Raw genomic sequence first — 15,371 nt, 5'->3', positions numbered from 1 at the left:
CGATATAAATAAGTACAAAATAAAACACTCCCTTCGATGGAACGCCTTCATGGCTATCTGCATGCGGGAGTGTTTTTTTGTCTCTTAACCTTGTAAGATAGTTTGGAAGAGATTCGCATCCCTCCTACGGAAGTGAGGCCTATTCATGGAAAAAGAACTGATGGAACAACTCAACTTATGGCATGAGCAGGACCAATTCAGTCTCATTATTGAACGTATTGAAAGTATCCCTGCCTCAGAGCGGGATTATAATCTGATCGGCCAACTTGCCAGAGCCTATAACAATGACGCACGCTACCGTGAAGCTATTCAACATTTGTTGTCTGTCCAGGAGCGAGGAGCAAACGATCCACTCTGGCAATACCGTTTGGGTTACGCATACTGTCACATAGCAAGCTATGAACATGCACTACTCGCTTTTGAAAGAGCTGACGAACTCCTGCCCCATGATGAATCTACGCTTGAATTCCTTCACCAGATTCGTCCCAGAGCAGAGAAGATGCGGCTGGATCGCCAACGTCATGAAGAGAATCTTGCAGCATTGGAGCAGAGTGGTACACAGAATCATCTAAGAGCCGCATCAGGGACTTACGCTCCAGCAACGTTCTGGGTACAAAGCGATTATGCGCAGGAAAATCATGTCTCGGAACCTTTTGACGAAGAACAAATTCTGTCCATTGAGAAGGAATTGGGCTATAAGCTGCCGGCTTCCTATATTCAACTGATGAATACCCAGAACGGCGGTATCCCCGCACTCACCGTATTCCCCACCCAAGAAGCGACTTCCTGGGCTGAGGATCACATTGCCATTTCAAGCCTGATGGGGATTGGACACGATAAAATATACGCGCTCGGTGGTGAGCTGGGAAGCCGGTTCATGATTGAAGATTGGGGATACCCGGATCTGGGAATTGTGATCTGTGATTGTCCATCCGCAGGTCATGATGTCGTCATGCTGGATTATCGATTCTGTGGTCCTGAAGGTGAACCCTGTGTTGTTCATGTGGATCAGGAAAATGATTATGAAATTACATATCTTGCGCCAAATTTTGAAGCTTTCATCCGTGGATTGGTCGATGAGGATACGTATGACCTGTCTGATGAAGAGGATGAGGACTAAAATCCAGGAGGGTCGAGCCGTATGACAACCCGTATATATTTTGGTTCCAATCAACTCGGTGAAGTGACAGCAGCTTCATTGCAAGATGCGCTGAATGAGTTCGATCTGGGAACCCTTGAAGATTATCGACGAACAGAAAAGGGAGTTATGGGCCAGACACTGCTCATTCGTTCTTCTAGCGGAGAATACATTCTGAAAGGTAACCCTTTATATCCAGGACAACTAGAGGAAGAAAAATTTTTCGTAGAACAACTGGCGAAACACACTTCCACTCCCGTCCCTGACCCCTATTTATTAAATAAAGATACCGATCTTCTGGGCTGGAGTTATGCTCTGATGCCCCGCCTGCCAGGCAATCACCTATATGATCCATCATTCCAGGCTACGCTAACAGAGCAAGATCAGGAAGAGATCGCCTGTATGTTTGCTCATACTTTGGCTGAACTGCACCGCTGGAAGGTGCCTGATGCGGGAGAATATGATCCTGTAGCGAAGCAGATTGTTTCTTTTGCAGGTAATTATCTGGACTGGTTGTACGGAACCATTCGGCACTGGTTACATGATGCTGAGAAGTACTCTGTGATTACGGATGAAGATGTTCAGTGGGTGGACGAGCAATTCAAGAATGCGGAATCGGCGTTCGAGTCCATGACCGTTCCCGGGTTTGTCATGGGAGACTTCAAGGTCGAGAATGTTCTGATTCAAAAAATGGATTCCCCTTCTGCAGACTGGCAGATTAGTGGTCTTTTTGATTTCACAACCTCCTATTTCGGAGATGGCACAGCCGACTTAACCAAAATGTCCACCAGATATATTCGTGAGGGTCAACCAGAGCTCGCCGCACAGTTCCTTCGCTGTTACCGGGATCTGGTCTGCACGGCGGATGTGGAAAAATGCGAACAATTCCGTTCACGTCTGAGTGTGCATCTGCTCTATCAACGTGTCTTGTGGTGGGGTGAAGCCAAAGCGACAGGACAAGTGACGTGGTCCGAGGAATTACCTTTTGCCCAGTGGGCGGAGCAGGACATCGATTCGATTCTCGCATTGCTGGATTAAGAGGTTCGGATGCATCAACTCCACACATCCGGGCTCACGTCATAAAGCCGCCAAAGATCAATGATGATCTCTGGCGGCTTTTGTCATACCACGATGGAATCTCACACGGCTTAAGCTTGTGCGACTGATGCCTCCTGATGTTTTTGCAAAAACGCCAACATCCGGCGGTATACGAGAATCTCATTTGCCTTTCTGGAGAAACCGTGGCCCTCATCGTCCAGAACGATATATTCCACATCAAGTCCCTTTGACTGGAGCGCAGCCACAATCTGATCAGATTCAGCCTTTACCACCCTTGGATCATTCGCCCCTTGAATAACCAGCATCGGATTCACCATCTGATCCAGATACGTGATTGGTGAATCCTTCGTTAACCGTTCGCGGTCACGGACCGGATCCCCCAGCCAGTTATCCATCATCGGCTTCCAGTCTTCCGGCACGGAATCCAGGAACGTGAACAGGTTGCATGGCCCAAAAATATCGACCGCAGCCCGGAACAGCTCCGGATGGCGTCCTGCCAGCAACAGGGTCATATACCCCCCATAACTTCCACCTACCACAAACAAGCGCTCCGGCGAGGTAATTCCCTGGTCAAACAGCCATTGGATCCCGGCAACACAGTCCAGCCTTGGGCCTTCGCCCCAATCCCGCTCAACCATCTTGACGAATTCCGCGCCATATCCGGTACTGCCCCGGAAGTTCGGAGCAAAAATATGATAGCCCTGAGCAAGCATCATCTGGAACATCGGCCGGAAAAACTTCGCTTCCGATGCTTGTGGCCCGCCATGCGGCCAAAATACGGTGTAGCCATTGGCCTGCTCCGGTTTTGCTTTGAACAAAAGAGCTTCAATCTCCAGTCCGTCGTAGGAGTTATACCGAATGACGTCAGGGTACACGAGATCACTTGGTTCCAGTCCGGTCACCCGATTGGCAGTCAGCGGCTCCCAGGACTCAACACCCGCCATTTTACGATAAATGTTATGCGGCTCAATTGCCCCACGCCCCAAAATATACACATTGCCAGCCTTGGTAACGGTCACCTGCTCGACTGTATCCAGCGGCATATCTACGCGCCGAGGCTGATCCGCATTTTTGTATAATGCATACATGCGATTCTCTGGCCCTGTAAGTGTCCAGAAGTATAATGTCTCGGAAGCCTGATGCCAGCGGATGATCTCCACATCTTCCCCTTCGATTCTGCACAATGGACGGAACTCACGGGTATCGATACGGTACTCAGCCACATAGGAATATGCCGAGTCATCATTCGTAATCAGCAGAAGGCGATTATCATCTGCAAAAAGTACATATGGAATCTGACTCTGCCGATCTGAAACGGGCACAATTAATTCGGACTCACCATTCCGATACAGATAGGCCTTCTGGTAGGTATTCGAATATACTTTCAAGATAACATAGGCCTGTTCATCCGCGCTTACAGCAACCAGCTGGCTGGTGGCCTCTTCCCCCTGATGCAGAAGCTCATCCTCTCCCGTCTCCAGATGAAGTCGGCGCGAATTGAGATAGTTCGGGTTACCTGCGCTGGTTATATAATACAATCGCTCTCCATCTTCCGATAAGTGGACGTAATAACAACGATCATTCGGCTCGGCCTTCACAACGGGCAGTGGAACGCCACCTTCCGGTTGGAGTGCATACAGATGATAGTTCTCATCACCATCCCGATCAAACGCGGTAAGAAGATGACGCCCTTGCGGGTCTGCTTTGATAAATTGACTGCTCTGATTCAAGTAGGTTAAAGGATACGGGTACCCCCCGGGCAAATCCATCGCCCAAATATTCGGCTGACCGTTCAGATTGCTGTCCATGAACAAACGTTTCTCGTCAGCCGATACGGCAAAATGCGAAATTCGATACGTCTGAAAATATTGCTCGACATCTGGTTTCGGGAACTGGATCATGACAAACCTCCTTGGATTGAACCAATGAATTTAACATTGGTAAATTAAGGTACTATTTGTCCATATTATAGGTAATGCCAATGTTTAGACAATAGATATGTGAGTTATAATTCTGGATTTTCTCCATTTGCACATCAAACTCATGGATAAAAGGTCATATGAGCTTTGTCTTCACGGTAATAATCCAACCTTTGCTTCATCGTACCTGTATGCAGTTCGAACAGATGACCATCCGGATCGGTGAAATATACAGAAGCTGCATCCCGCGGATCTCTTGGCCTTCCGGGAAGAATGTCAGCTCCGGCTGCTCGCAGATGTTGCACCGACTCTTCGAACTCCTCCTCTTTGACGGTAAATGCAATATGGGTATAGGTTCGTTCCGTATAGTTGCGAATAACATCCTCCTGATTCAGGGCGATCCACAGACCGGCAAGCTCAAAATAAGCCAGTTTGCGTCCTTTCACCTGAATTCGGGCCCCGAGAGCCTGCTCATAAAAGGTAATGGCCCGCTCCAGATTGGATACGGAAAAGCACAAATGATTAATTCCCTGAATATTCATGTGGCTCCTGACACCTCCATCAATTTTAGGATCTATCCTTATTATGGTATATTTTGTGCAAAAAACAACCGCTCTGCTGCTTCCTCCTGCACCTTCTTTTGGGCGAATGCATAGTTTATCCGTATCAATGAACGTTCGAGGAGGATGTAAAGCTCATGAATCCTGTTTATCCTTTTTATGGTGAGAAAACGGTGTGCAAGGAGCAAAAGCTCGCATTCCCGCCCCAGCATCAGGACCAGCAACCCGGACTGGAGACCCTGATGGTACCTGAACCAATCAGTGAAGACCCTGCCTATATCGGTAGCTGCAAACTCGAAGGAAAGGTTGCCATTATTACGGGTGGTGACAGTGGAATCGGCCGGGCGGCCGCCATCGCTTTTGCAAAAGAAGGGGCGGATATCGTCATTGCTTATCTATATGAACGGACAGATGCCGAAAGGACTCGCGAGCGAATCGAGGAATTGGGGCAGCGCTGTCTGTTAATCGAAATTGATCTCCGCTTAAAGAAAAACTGTGATGCTGTCATTCGCACGACCATGGAAACCTACGGGAAGATCGATATTCTGGTCAACAACCATGGCGTACAGTATGTGCAGCCAAGCATCGTTGATATTACAGAAGAACAGCTGTATCACACCTTTCAGACGAATGTGTTCGCCTATTTCTTTTTGATCCAGGCCGCTCTCCCGCATCTGTGCAAAGGCGCTTCCATCATCAATACAGCTTCCGTTACAGCATACAAAGGCAACACCCAATTAATCGACTACTCCTCCACCAAAGGAGCTGTCGTGTCGCTGACTCGTGTACTCGCCCAGTCGCTCGCTGCACAGGGGATTCGCGTGAATTCCATCGCCCCGGGACCTATCTGGACCCCGCTCATTCCTGCCAGTTTCTCTGCTGAGGATGTGCAGGTATTTGGAACAGATACGCCTATGGGTCGGGCTGGTCAGCCTTACGAACTGGCGGCAGCCTACGTCTATCTCGCTTCCCGCGATTCATCCTACGTCACAGGTGAATGCATTCATGTGAACGGCGGCGATATGGTAACAACTTAGGGTGATATCGTTAATTGATGTCACTCCACTTGGCAAAAACATTTCTGAACGATGTGCTGCTGATGTCAGGTTGGATTTGGCAAGTGTGACAGGATATCGGTTGTCCGGTTGCGAAGAAGGTTAGGAGTAGATCCGGTGATCCCGGAGCCTGACATCTTGCGACAAGGAGCTGAACGCCCAGATGAACTTTGATCCACTCTACCAACCGTACCCCTCTTACCGCGTGCCCGTGTATGCCAAGCAGGGCATGGTTGCCACTTCACAGCCACTGGCTGCACAGGCAGGTCTGGATGTATTGAAAAAAGGCGGCAACGCCATTGACGCCGCCATTGCAACTGCGGCAGCACTGACGGTGCTGGAGCCCACGTCCAATGGCATTGGAGGCGATGCTTTTGCCCTCGTCTGGACCGAGGGCAAACTGCATGGCCTGAATGCCAGCGGCCCTGCGCCTCAGGGCATATCCATTGAGGCGCTCCAAGCGGCAGGCCATACGGAGATGCCGAAGCTGGGAATTGTTCCGGTGACGGTGCCTGGCGCACCGGCGGGTTGGGCCGAGCTGAGTCGCCGCTTTGGGCGGCTCACGCTGGCGGAAGCGCTGGAACCGGCCATCCGCTATGCGGAGGAAGGTTACCCGCTTGCGCCAGGGCTGGCCCGCCACTGGGCAAGGGCAGCCGAGCTCTATGCACGCCAGGGTGATGCGGAAGCAGGGCGTGCGTGGTTTGAGACATTTGCTCCAGGCGGGCGTGTTCCCGCAGCTGGAGAGATGTGGCGCTCGTCGGATCATGCGGCGACTTTGCGCCAGATTGGCGAGAGCGAAGCGCGAGACTTTTACGAAGGAGAACTGGCCGAACGCATTCATTCCTTTATGGCAGAACACGGTGGTTATCTGACTCGCGAAGATCTGAAGGCTTTTCAGCCGGAGTGGGTTGATCCCATCTCCGTCTCCTATCGTGGATACGATGTATGGGAGATTCCGCCGAACGGACAAGGATTGATTGCTCTGGCGGCGCTTAATCTGCTGAAAGGTTACGCATTTGACGAGAAAGAATCCGTTCTGGCGTATCATCAGCAGCTCGAAGCCATGAAGCTGGCATTTGCCGATGGGGAAAAATATATTACCGAAGAACGCAACATGGGCGTGAGTGTGGAGGAACTGCTGTCCGAGGCCTACGCGGAAAAACGGCGCAAACTCATTGGTGATACCGCACGTGCACCTGAGGCAGGCGATCCACGCGCAAGTGGAACGGTCTATCTGGCAACAGCGGACGGTGAAGGCAACATGGTTTCCTTTATCCAAAGCAACTATATGGGCTTCGGGTCCGGACTGGTTGTTCCAGGGACAGGCATTGCATTGCAAAATCGCGGACACAACTTCTCACTGGACCCGAATCATGCAAACGCTCTGGAACCGGGTAAACGAACGTATCACACCATCATTCCGGGGTTCCTCACCCGCGGCAGCGAAGCGGTCGGTCCATTTGGCGTCATGGGCGGTTTCATGCAACCGCAAGGTCATGTGCAGGTGGTCATGAATACGATTGATTATCACCTGAACCCACAGGCTGCACTGGATTCTCCACGCTGGCAGTGGACGAAGGGCAAAACGATTCTTGTGGAACCCGGTTTCCCGCAACATATTGCACAGGCACTTGCCCGAAAAGGACATGATATTCAAGTGGCGCTCGATCCATCCCAGTTTGGACGCGGTCAGATCATCTGGCGGAACCCGGACAATGGCGTATTATGCGGCGGTACGGAAACGCGAGCCGATGGCTCCATTGCGGCTTGGTAAAACTCGCGTAACTTCTATTATAAGGACGGTTAAAAATATCCCGATGTGCTTCACATATCTGCTATTCAAATTCAAAGACACAACAGAGATGAATCATCTCTGCTGTGTCTTTTTTATTTTGAACATCGGCAAACAACAGACTGAAGTCATATGCGCCCCCTTTAACCAGATAAATGTAAAACCCATGTACAATTCATGAAACATATTAAGATTTGCGTAAATTTTCAATGTAAACCATAAATCACAGTACCCTTCTGTCCGATAAAGATAAAGGGGAATCTCACCACATATGTCACCCATATATGCGTATTTCTCCACATCTTAAGAACACCTGGAATCAAAAAGCGACTACAGAAATGAGGGTACAACACATGGAAACAAACAAGAGCATCCGATCAGTTCTCACCCTAATGATGATCCTGACGGTGCTGATGCTGGGAGCTTGTTCAGCCAATAATACAACAACGACAACAGATACCAGAACGAAAGTCGGTATTGTTCTTACGGAGGTTGGCCTGGGCGATCGCTCCTTTAATGATGCTGCTTTTAATGGGCTGGTTCAGGCCAGGGACGAGAAAAGTATTTTCTTTGACTATCGCGAACCGGGCGAGAATGGATCTGCTGGGGCTGCATTTGAGGAATTTGCGGTAGCGAAATTCGACCTGATTATTGGTCTGAGTGATACGGTCCAAGCCGACATGGAGAAGATCGCTGCCAAATATCCCGATCAGCAATTCCTGTTGATTGACAGTAAGTCCGAGTTATCCAATATTGCTTCCATCTCATTCCGGGCGGAAGAAGGAAGTTATCTGGCAGGCGTTATTGCCGCTATGGCTTCAACAGAAGATCGTGTCGGTTTCTTGGGTGGCATGGAGATACCCGTCCTTCGCAATTTCGAGCAGGGTTTTGAGCAAGGTGTCCTCGCTGTCAAGCCGAATGCAACAGTGGATGTCGTCTACGCAGGAGACTTCGGTAATGCCGATCTGGGTGAACAGCTCGCTGCACAGATGATTCAGGAAAAGGGCGCTGACGTGATCTACGTAGCTGCCGGACTCACAGGCGTGGGCGCACTGACGGAGATTCAGAAATTAGGGAAATACGCCATCGGCGTAGATACCGATCAGTTCTTTTTAGCGGAAAAAGCCATTCTGACATCCATGCTGAAAAATGTGGATGTATCCATCTATAATGCCGTTAACTCGTTCATTCAAAACAATCACACCTTCCCTCAAAAGGAAATCGTGGAGGGGCTGGCAGAGAACGCCGTAGGTCTGACCGCTCTACATAATATTACGCTTAGTGATGAACAACAGAAAACCTTCGATGATCTGAAAACACAGATCTCTTCCGGTCAAATCACAATTACGCTTGATCAATAACCCATCGGATTCGAGGAGGTACGCATATGAAACTACAGGGAAAACTGATACTTAATGCTTTGATCTCGCTACTTCTATGCCTTGCGCTGGTAGCCTATATCATCATGGAGTTGCTCGGTATGAATGCCAAAAATCAAAATCTGGTCCCTGCCATGCTCAAGGTGAGTGAACTGAACGCCAATCAGATTCAGACCCAGCAGGCACTGGACGTCTATTCATTCTCCATGACAGCAGGAAATCAGGACGCCGTACTCCGCTTGCTGGATGAAGGCCAAACGATGATCCAGGAGCTTACAGACGGATTGCTGGAAACGGATCAGCAGTTGCAGCTGATTCAGTCTATCCAGATGAAACTACAAGCTCTGAACCAGGGAGCCACCGAAGCGATGACCAAAATGAACAGTGCAGAAGCCAAGCGTTATAGCACTCGGGTTCGGGGCATACAGAACGATATCTATTCGTTGGATGAAATAACGCGAGATCGATATGATCAGTATACCGTCGATTTGGAGCGTGACATCCAGCAAACGTGGCAAGTCGCTCTCGGCGGAGCCATCGTGCTGCTCGTCGCCGTGATGTTGTTCAATATGTATACTTCACGTCAGATCGCCAAGCGCATTCGCACGCTCAAAGACGCCGCAGGACAGATTGCGGATGGTGACCTTACCCTGCAATTACCGGAAGCTCGGGGCAAAGATGAACTCGATGACCTGAGCCGTTCATTCCGTATCATGACTCATAATATCCGGGGCATTATTCAATCGATTGGCGCAGCCGGTCATCGTGTCGATCTGATGGCGCAAGACATTGACCGTGGGAATGATACGTCTCAAGCGATTGTGCAGCAAGTATCCCGTACAACCGAGGAACTGGCCGTTGGCAGTCAGAAGATTGCCGAGGACCTGAGTGAAACGGTCATCGTTGTGGACAAGATGCAATCTACCTTCAATAGTAATCTGAAGGCTACTTCCCAATCCGTGATCGATGGTCGTGAAGTATTAACTACCGTTGAAGAAGGTAATAAAGCCGTCGCGGAACAACTCCGCCTGGCCGAAGTGAACCGTCTGGCGATGTCAGAGGTGGAGCAGACGGTCCGGGAACTGGAAGACAGCGCGGTTCGAATCACCACGATGACCGCATATGTATCGGAAATTGCCAAGCAGACGACCATGCTCTCGTTAAATGCCTCCATTGAGGCTGCTCGTGCCGGAGAAGCCGGGCGCGGCTTCGCTGTCGTGGCAGGAGAGGTAAATAAGCTCGCGGAACAGTCTGCGCAATCGGTCAAGCATATCTATGCGGCTGTTGGCGAGATTACAACCTCCATGGACAAGGTGAAGAACTCGGTAGCGCAGAGCATGCAGCTATTCGGCGAACAGGAACAAGCTACCGGCCAGACCCGGGAATCCTTCTCCGCCATTCGTGAAAGTGTAGAGCGCATTAGCACCGGCATCCACCAGCTTGCGGAGGATATGCAGCATTCGAACGAGCTCAGTACACAGGTGCAGCAGGCCATCGAAAATATCAGTGCCATCACTGAGCAGTCAGCCGCCAGCAGTGAAGAGATTACAGCCTCCACGGCGGAACAACAACGTTCCTTCGCCGATGCGAGTATTAAGGTCAAGTCACTGCGTGATATCAGTGCAGAGATGCATCAGGAATTGCTGCGTTTCCGGCTGTAAGCAGGATGCAGGGATAATTCAGTCCGGACGTAGGCCGGATGCAGTTTAGATGCAGATGTTCGGCGAAGCCGGAAGCAGGCAGGATGAACATACAAGCAAATAAAGGGGAGCCTCCGTCATCATCATGACAGGGCTCCCCTTTTTGGTAGCTAACCATTATCGTTTCATCCAACAATCGATTCGTTTCAAAGATAGGAAAGTCGATAACATGACATCAACGCCTCAAATCCAAACGTTTATCGAACCCATCAGGCTTTATTGGGCGATTAATTGCAGATGATAAAATCTAGCGAATCGCAGGCACTCTATTCCCTAATTCAGCCGGTTTTTCAGGTGTTTTCTCTGAAATACACAGAAATAACGTGGATGAGGTTCGTTAGGCATTGAGCATTGAAAAATGAACAATGAGCAACGTGCAGGCATCTACTTTCGGTGCGCTGGTTCGTTGCATCATTTGCAGTTTGGAACCGAGTCGTCATCGGCAGTAGCCCAAAACCACGAGCTTGTCCCACACCTGCCCGTCCTCACAGTGCGTCGATGATGTCTCCAGCCAGCAGGGATGATGGATCGCCGCGCAGCAGGGCTGCTCGTTCGGCAGCCTGTCCGTGGAGATATACGCCGAACGCGGCGGCTTGCTCCGCGCTGAGCCCTTGGGCAAGCAGACCGGCGATGATGCCGGTCAATACGTCTCCGGCACCGCCCGTCGCCATGCCGGCGTGCCCGGTGGTGTTGATGTACGCCTCGCCGGATGTCGTTGCGATGACCGTTCGTGCTCCTTTGAGCACAAGGGTCACGCCCTGCTCGCGGGCGTATCTTGCAGCGTGCCCAATCCGGTCACGCTGCACCTCCGGGGTCGACATGCCCAGCAGTCGGCCCATCTCGCCAGGGTGCGGCGTCAGGATTGTCGCCGCACTTCGCTGGCCCCAGTCGCGAGGCCCATGTGGGCCAGCGTCTGCCAGCATGTTGAGGGCGTCCGCGTCGATGACGAGCGGACGATCCGTTTGTTGCCACAGACGGCGCAGCCAGTCTGTGTCGCCCTTGAAGCGGCCGATGCCCGGGCCGGTCGCGAGCACGTCGCGGCTCTCCGCGAGACGCAGCACGACGCCCGCGGAAGCCGCGTTCCATTCGCCGCTGTCGCCATCGGCGGCGGCGGCCAGCATGAGCTCGGGCACGGTGCCGATGACATGCGGCAACAGTGCCGCGGGCAGCGCCCATGTGGCGAGCCCGCAGCCTGCGCGCAGCGCGGCCTCGGCCGAGAGCAGGCCTGCGCCGCTCATCGGCAGACTTCCTGCGGCCAGCAATACGTGGCCGTAGGTGCCTTTGTGGCCGTCCGGTGCCCGGAGACGGCCTGTGTCCACGCGCAGCGCACCGCGCAGCACCTCGTCCGTCAGCAGACGGACCGAGGGGCCATGCTCCGGCGCAAGACGCGAGGGAATGCCGATGGCGCGCACTACGATGCGCCCCGCGGCAGAAGCGCCCGGGTACTGCACAAGCCCGCGCTTAAGCAGCGCAAGGCATACGGTCACCCGGGCTTGAATGCAGGGCTCGTACACCTCTCCAGTGTCGGCGTTCAGCCCGCTTGGCACATCGGCGGACACGACCGGCTTGCCGCTGTCGTTCGCCGCCTCAATCAGCGCCGCGTAAGCTCCTCGCGGCGCCCCCCGCGAGCCGGTGCCCAGCAGCGCATCCACGATGCCTGTGCACCGGCTGAAGTCCACGGCTTCGCGCCCGTGGACAACAACAGGGATGCCAAGCTGCGCAGCGGCATCCCGTTGCACAGCGGCTTCGCCCCGCAGTGCCTCCGGGGCATCGGCGTAGACCAATGTCACGCCAAGCCCTGCTTCAACCAAATGGCGCGCTGCCACCAGTCCGTCGCCGCCATTATTGCCCTTCCCGATCAGCATGTACCACTGCTGATCACCAGGGCGCTCCATCACCAGCGCCGGATCGGCGATGATGTCGCCACCATAACCTTGCCGATCGCCGGGCCCGGTGTGTGCCCGCCGCGCATCTGTCTTGCTGCTATAGCCAATATGCCCTGAATCCGAAAGCCAGCCTTCTTCCTGCTCTTCCCAGCACAGTTTGATCACTTCCTCGGCAATGGCTCGGCCTGCATTCTCCATCAGACTGGCTGCAGGAACACCCAACTGATGAATGGTATACTCATCCACAGCTCTCATCTGTTCAGCGGTTACGATAAACAACGTTCATCCCTCCCCGTGACATGGTCATCCTACAAGCACAACTTTGCAATCAAACTCTGCATCCTAATTTTATCGCTATCTTTCCCTCTACCTCATCCAGTTACCCCGATCCGTAACTTCTCCAAGCCTGCTACGCTTAATAACCTACCGTGAACCGTGATTGAATAAATTGTGGGTCGTCCAGTTCGTCCACCAAAGCGGCTGCAAAATCACCAACGGAAATGGAGCTCTCCCCGATATCATCCGTAATCACCCGGTTCATGCCAACCCGGAACTGGCCTGTCCGCCGTCCTGTTGTGATCGTTGCAGCAGGACTCATATACGTCCATTGAATATCCGATGCTTCAATCAGATCATATGCTTCTGCATGAGCTTTCGCCAGAGGCTTGACTTCCTCCGGGAATCCCGGCGTATCCATCAGCATATCACCGGAATCAGTCAGCAAGCTTCCTGCTCCACCAACCACAACCAGACGTCCTGCTTTTGCACGGCGCACACCCTCAATTAATGAACGTGTTACTTCCAGCATCTCTTCTTCTCCACCGAACCTCGGTCCATACGCACTCACTACCACTTCTTGTCCTGCTGCAAAATCTGCCACCTGATCCGGGTTAAGCAGATCTCCCTGTTCTACACGCAACCGCTCATGTACCATCTCAATCTTCGACGGATCACGTACTACCGCAGTCACTTCATGACCACGATCCATCAACTCCCAAAGTATCGTCTTGCCAATCGCTCCGGTTGCTCCAAAAATTGCAACTTTCATATTAAATCCCTCTTTTCTGTAAATATCATCTCATCAACTTACCGTTATTTTAATACTTAATCCTATTGTTATATACCTTAAACGGCTCACGCCATCTTAAACCGGATGTGAACAACTTGTAAACCTATCTCTTACAGCTGATATGTAGAAAACCAATCTTCACTTCTCTACCGGATGAAACACCGACACTCAGAAGTATCCCTCTCCCCACAATCAAGCAACATGGATCATGAAAAAAAGCCGCTAATGCGGCTATACTGAGATGATTTCATAATGATATGCAATTTAGTCTCACACCAATAATTCAGTTTCCGTTTCGCTAGGTAGTCGATCCTTCTTCTCCCTGCCTCCACCACATGCCCTCCGATTTCGGGCTGGTGTATTCAAATCCAAATTGAGCATACAGGCGATCAGCCGGAACATCCGCCAGCAGACTGACCAAACCACGTGCAGGTACTGCTTCACGTAGGTAGTTCATAATCTCGCTCATGATTAGTTTTCCATACCCCATTCCCTGAACATCCGGGTGTACAGCGATATCGACGACCTGAAAGAAACAACCGCCATCTCCAATCACTCGCCCCATGCCTACCAGCATATCTTCTTCACGCAGACATACGGCAAACAGACTATTCGGTAGCCCAATCTCAGCCCCCTCTCTGCTCATTGGACTAAGGCCGGCAATCTGCCGTAGAGCAAGGTACTCCACTGCTGCGGGTGGTGTGTGTTCAATATTCACATGATCCATGAATTGTGCCCCTTTCTGCTTGAATTCATCTACTTCCTGTGTAATAGTGAGAGAAAGCTTACGTGAAGCGTGTTTCATGATACGTGAAGTTGGTGCAAAGGAGGAAAAGGTGTGTTACAACGTTGGATTGAAGATCTAACATCGAACTCAGGCGCTGTGGCTGTGCTAGTTGGAATTATAGCTCTGCTTCTGGGAATATACATATGGTCTGCCACTGAAGTTCGCCGTAGCCACGAAAGGCGAATGAGAAGGATACGAGATACATTATACATAAGTACAGCCCTCTTGGGACAACTTACCATCCAGGAAAATCGGAAATATGAACAGTCGGAACATGAACATAACGATCTGATAACGGCAATGTTAGCCTGCAAAGCTGCATCTTACCTATCCCCTCAACTACAGGATCAGATCCGTGACTGTATCAAGGAACATGACCCTGCCAAACTCGGACTCATGCACAGAGCATTGGAACGAGAATGCACCGTATTATCAGATGAACTCAGCCGGGATACACAAACAGACCATTGGGGCACAGCAATCTGGACGATCCTTCGGCCCATAGCCGAGCCAGCGGCACTAGCAGCCACAGGGTTTCTGGTCGCAGATCTGGTATTTCGTCAGCGGATGTTGGACGTACCTGTGGACTCATGGGACAGCATCTTACCATGGATTCGCGCAGTTTCCCTGATGATCACAATAATATATGGTTATCTGCTCTGGGCCAGCCCACGTCAGGATACATCGGGTACAATCACCAAAACGCTTTCTTTGCTAATTGCGCTATGCTCCTTGCTCCATCTGATTGGACTTGTTGCCGCGCCTTATGCCCTTGGATTACAACTGATTTTATTCACCACAGGTTTCGGACTGACTGGAACCCGTTCTCGCAGTGATCGCCCTTATGCAGGGCATACCGAACCGGAACAAGCGAAGGAAGTGTCTACGGAGATTGAAGTGAGTCCATTACGTAAACCAGGTAACCATACTGGTGAATAACTTATGCTTAGCTCCTCCATTTTTTGACTTTAGAGGCTGGACTTTCATTAATTATATCCTGCGTGTTTCTTACAACGTAAAAAAGGGC

Annotated in this window: 12 protein-coding genes; 7 read left to right on the top strand and 5 right to left on the bottom strand. The window is 51.3% G+C overall.

Features of this window, described 5'->3' with window-relative positions; genetic code table 11:
* The first annotated feature begins 145 nt into the window (after positions 1 to 145).
* Both M1D71_RS02595 and M1D71_RS02590 read left to right on the top strand, forming a co-directional pair.
* Positions 146 to 1,120, top strand: a complete 975-nt coding sequence (locus tag M1D71_RS02595; RefSeq protein ID WP_458125127.1) for an SMI1/KNR4 family protein — start codon at positions 146 to 148, stop codon at positions 1,118 to 1,120.
* 21 nt (positions 1,121 to 1,141) lie between these two features.
* The gene (locus M1D71_RS02590) at positions 1,142 to 2,176 is read left to right on the top strand and encodes a phosphotransferase family protein (RefSeq protein ID WP_458125126.1); all 1,035 of its coding nucleotides are present in this window, start codon (positions 1,142 to 1,144) and stop codon (positions 2,174 to 2,176) included.
* A 110-nt stretch (positions 2,177 to 2,286) separates the two neighbouring features.
* Here M1D71_RS02590 and M1D71_RS02585 read toward each other — a convergent pair whose 3' ends face one another.
* Positions 2,287 to 4,098 carry a S9 family peptidase gene (locus M1D71_RS02585; protein WP_458125125.1) on the bottom strand — a complete coding sequence of 604 codons (1,812 nt, stop codon included), beginning with the start codon at positions 4,096 to 4,098 and terminating at the stop codon, positions 2,287 to 2,289.
* 140 nt (positions 4,099 to 4,238) lie between these two features.
* Positions 4,239 to 4,658, bottom strand: coding sequence for a metallothiol transferase FosB (fosB, locus tag M1D71_RS02580; protein WP_145325609.1), 420 nt, complete (start codon positions 4,656 to 4,658; stop codon positions 4,239 to 4,241).
* Positions 4,659 to 4,813: 155 nt separating this feature from the next.
* Here fosB and M1D71_RS02575 point away from each other — a divergent pair, with 155 nt between their 5' ends.
* The 4 genes from M1D71_RS02575 to M1D71_RS02560 all read left to right on the top strand — a co-directional run bounded on the left by M1D71_RS02575 (position 4,814) and on the right by M1D71_RS02560 (position 10,563).
* Positions 4,814 to 5,713, top strand: coding sequence for a glucose 1-dehydrogenase (locus M1D71_RS02575; protein WP_458125124.1), 900 nt, complete (start codon positions 4,814 to 4,816; stop codon positions 5,711 to 5,713).
* A 181-nt stretch (positions 5,714 to 5,894) separates the two neighbouring features.
* The gene (locus M1D71_RS02570; RefSeq protein WP_458125123.1) at positions 5,895 to 7,505 is read left to right on the top strand and encodes a gamma-glutamyltransferase family protein; all 1,611 of its coding nucleotides are present in this window, start codon (positions 5,895 to 5,897) and stop codon (positions 7,503 to 7,505) included.
* A 371-nt stretch (positions 7,506 to 7,876) separates the two neighbouring features.
* Entirely contained in the window at positions 7,877 to 8,884 is a 1,008-nt protein-coding gene (locus M1D71_RS02565; protein ID WP_458125122.1) for a BMP family lipoprotein, read from the top strand.
* Between the two features lie 26 nt (positions 8,885 to 8,910).
* Positions 8,911 to 10,563, top strand: coding sequence for a methyl-accepting chemotaxis protein (locus M1D71_RS02560; RefSeq protein ID WP_458125121.1), 1,653 nt, complete (start codon positions 8,911 to 8,913; stop codon positions 10,561 to 10,563).
* A gap of 524 nt (positions 10,564 to 11,087) precedes the next feature.
* Here M1D71_RS02560 and M1D71_RS02555 read toward each other — a convergent pair.
* The 3 genes from M1D71_RS02555 to M1D71_RS02545 form a co-directional block, all read right to left on the bottom strand.
* Entirely contained in the window at positions 11,088 to 12,767 is a 1,680-nt protein-coding gene (locus M1D71_RS02555) for an NAD(P)H-hydrate dehydratase (RefSeq protein ID WP_458125120.1), read from the bottom strand.
* A gap of 136 nt (positions 12,768 to 12,903) precedes the next feature.
* A complete protein-coding gene (locus M1D71_RS02550) occupies positions 12,904 to 13,536 on the bottom strand; it encodes an NAD(P)-dependent oxidoreductase (RefSeq protein WP_458125119.1) in 633 nt (210 codons plus the stop codon).
* A 319-nt stretch (positions 13,537 to 13,855) separates the two neighbouring features.
* A complete protein-coding gene (locus M1D71_RS02545) occupies positions 13,856 to 14,284 on the bottom strand; it encodes a GNAT family N-acetyltransferase (RefSeq protein WP_458125118.1) in 429 nt (142 codons plus the stop codon).
* Positions 14,285 to 14,395: 111 nt separating this feature from the next.
* Between M1D71_RS02545 and M1D71_RS02540 the strand changes: the two genes are divergently transcribed.
* Positions 14,396 to 15,283, top strand: coding sequence for a hypothetical protein (locus M1D71_RS02540; protein ID WP_458125117.1), 888 nt, complete (start codon positions 14,396 to 14,398; stop codon positions 15,281 to 15,283).
* Positions 15,284 to 15,371 lie beyond the last annotated feature (88 nt).

This window comes from Paenibacillus sp. Z3-2, from assembly GCF_054161325.1.
Note: the sequence above shows the minus strand (reverse complement) of the source record. Positions and strands in the feature narration are given on the sequence as shown.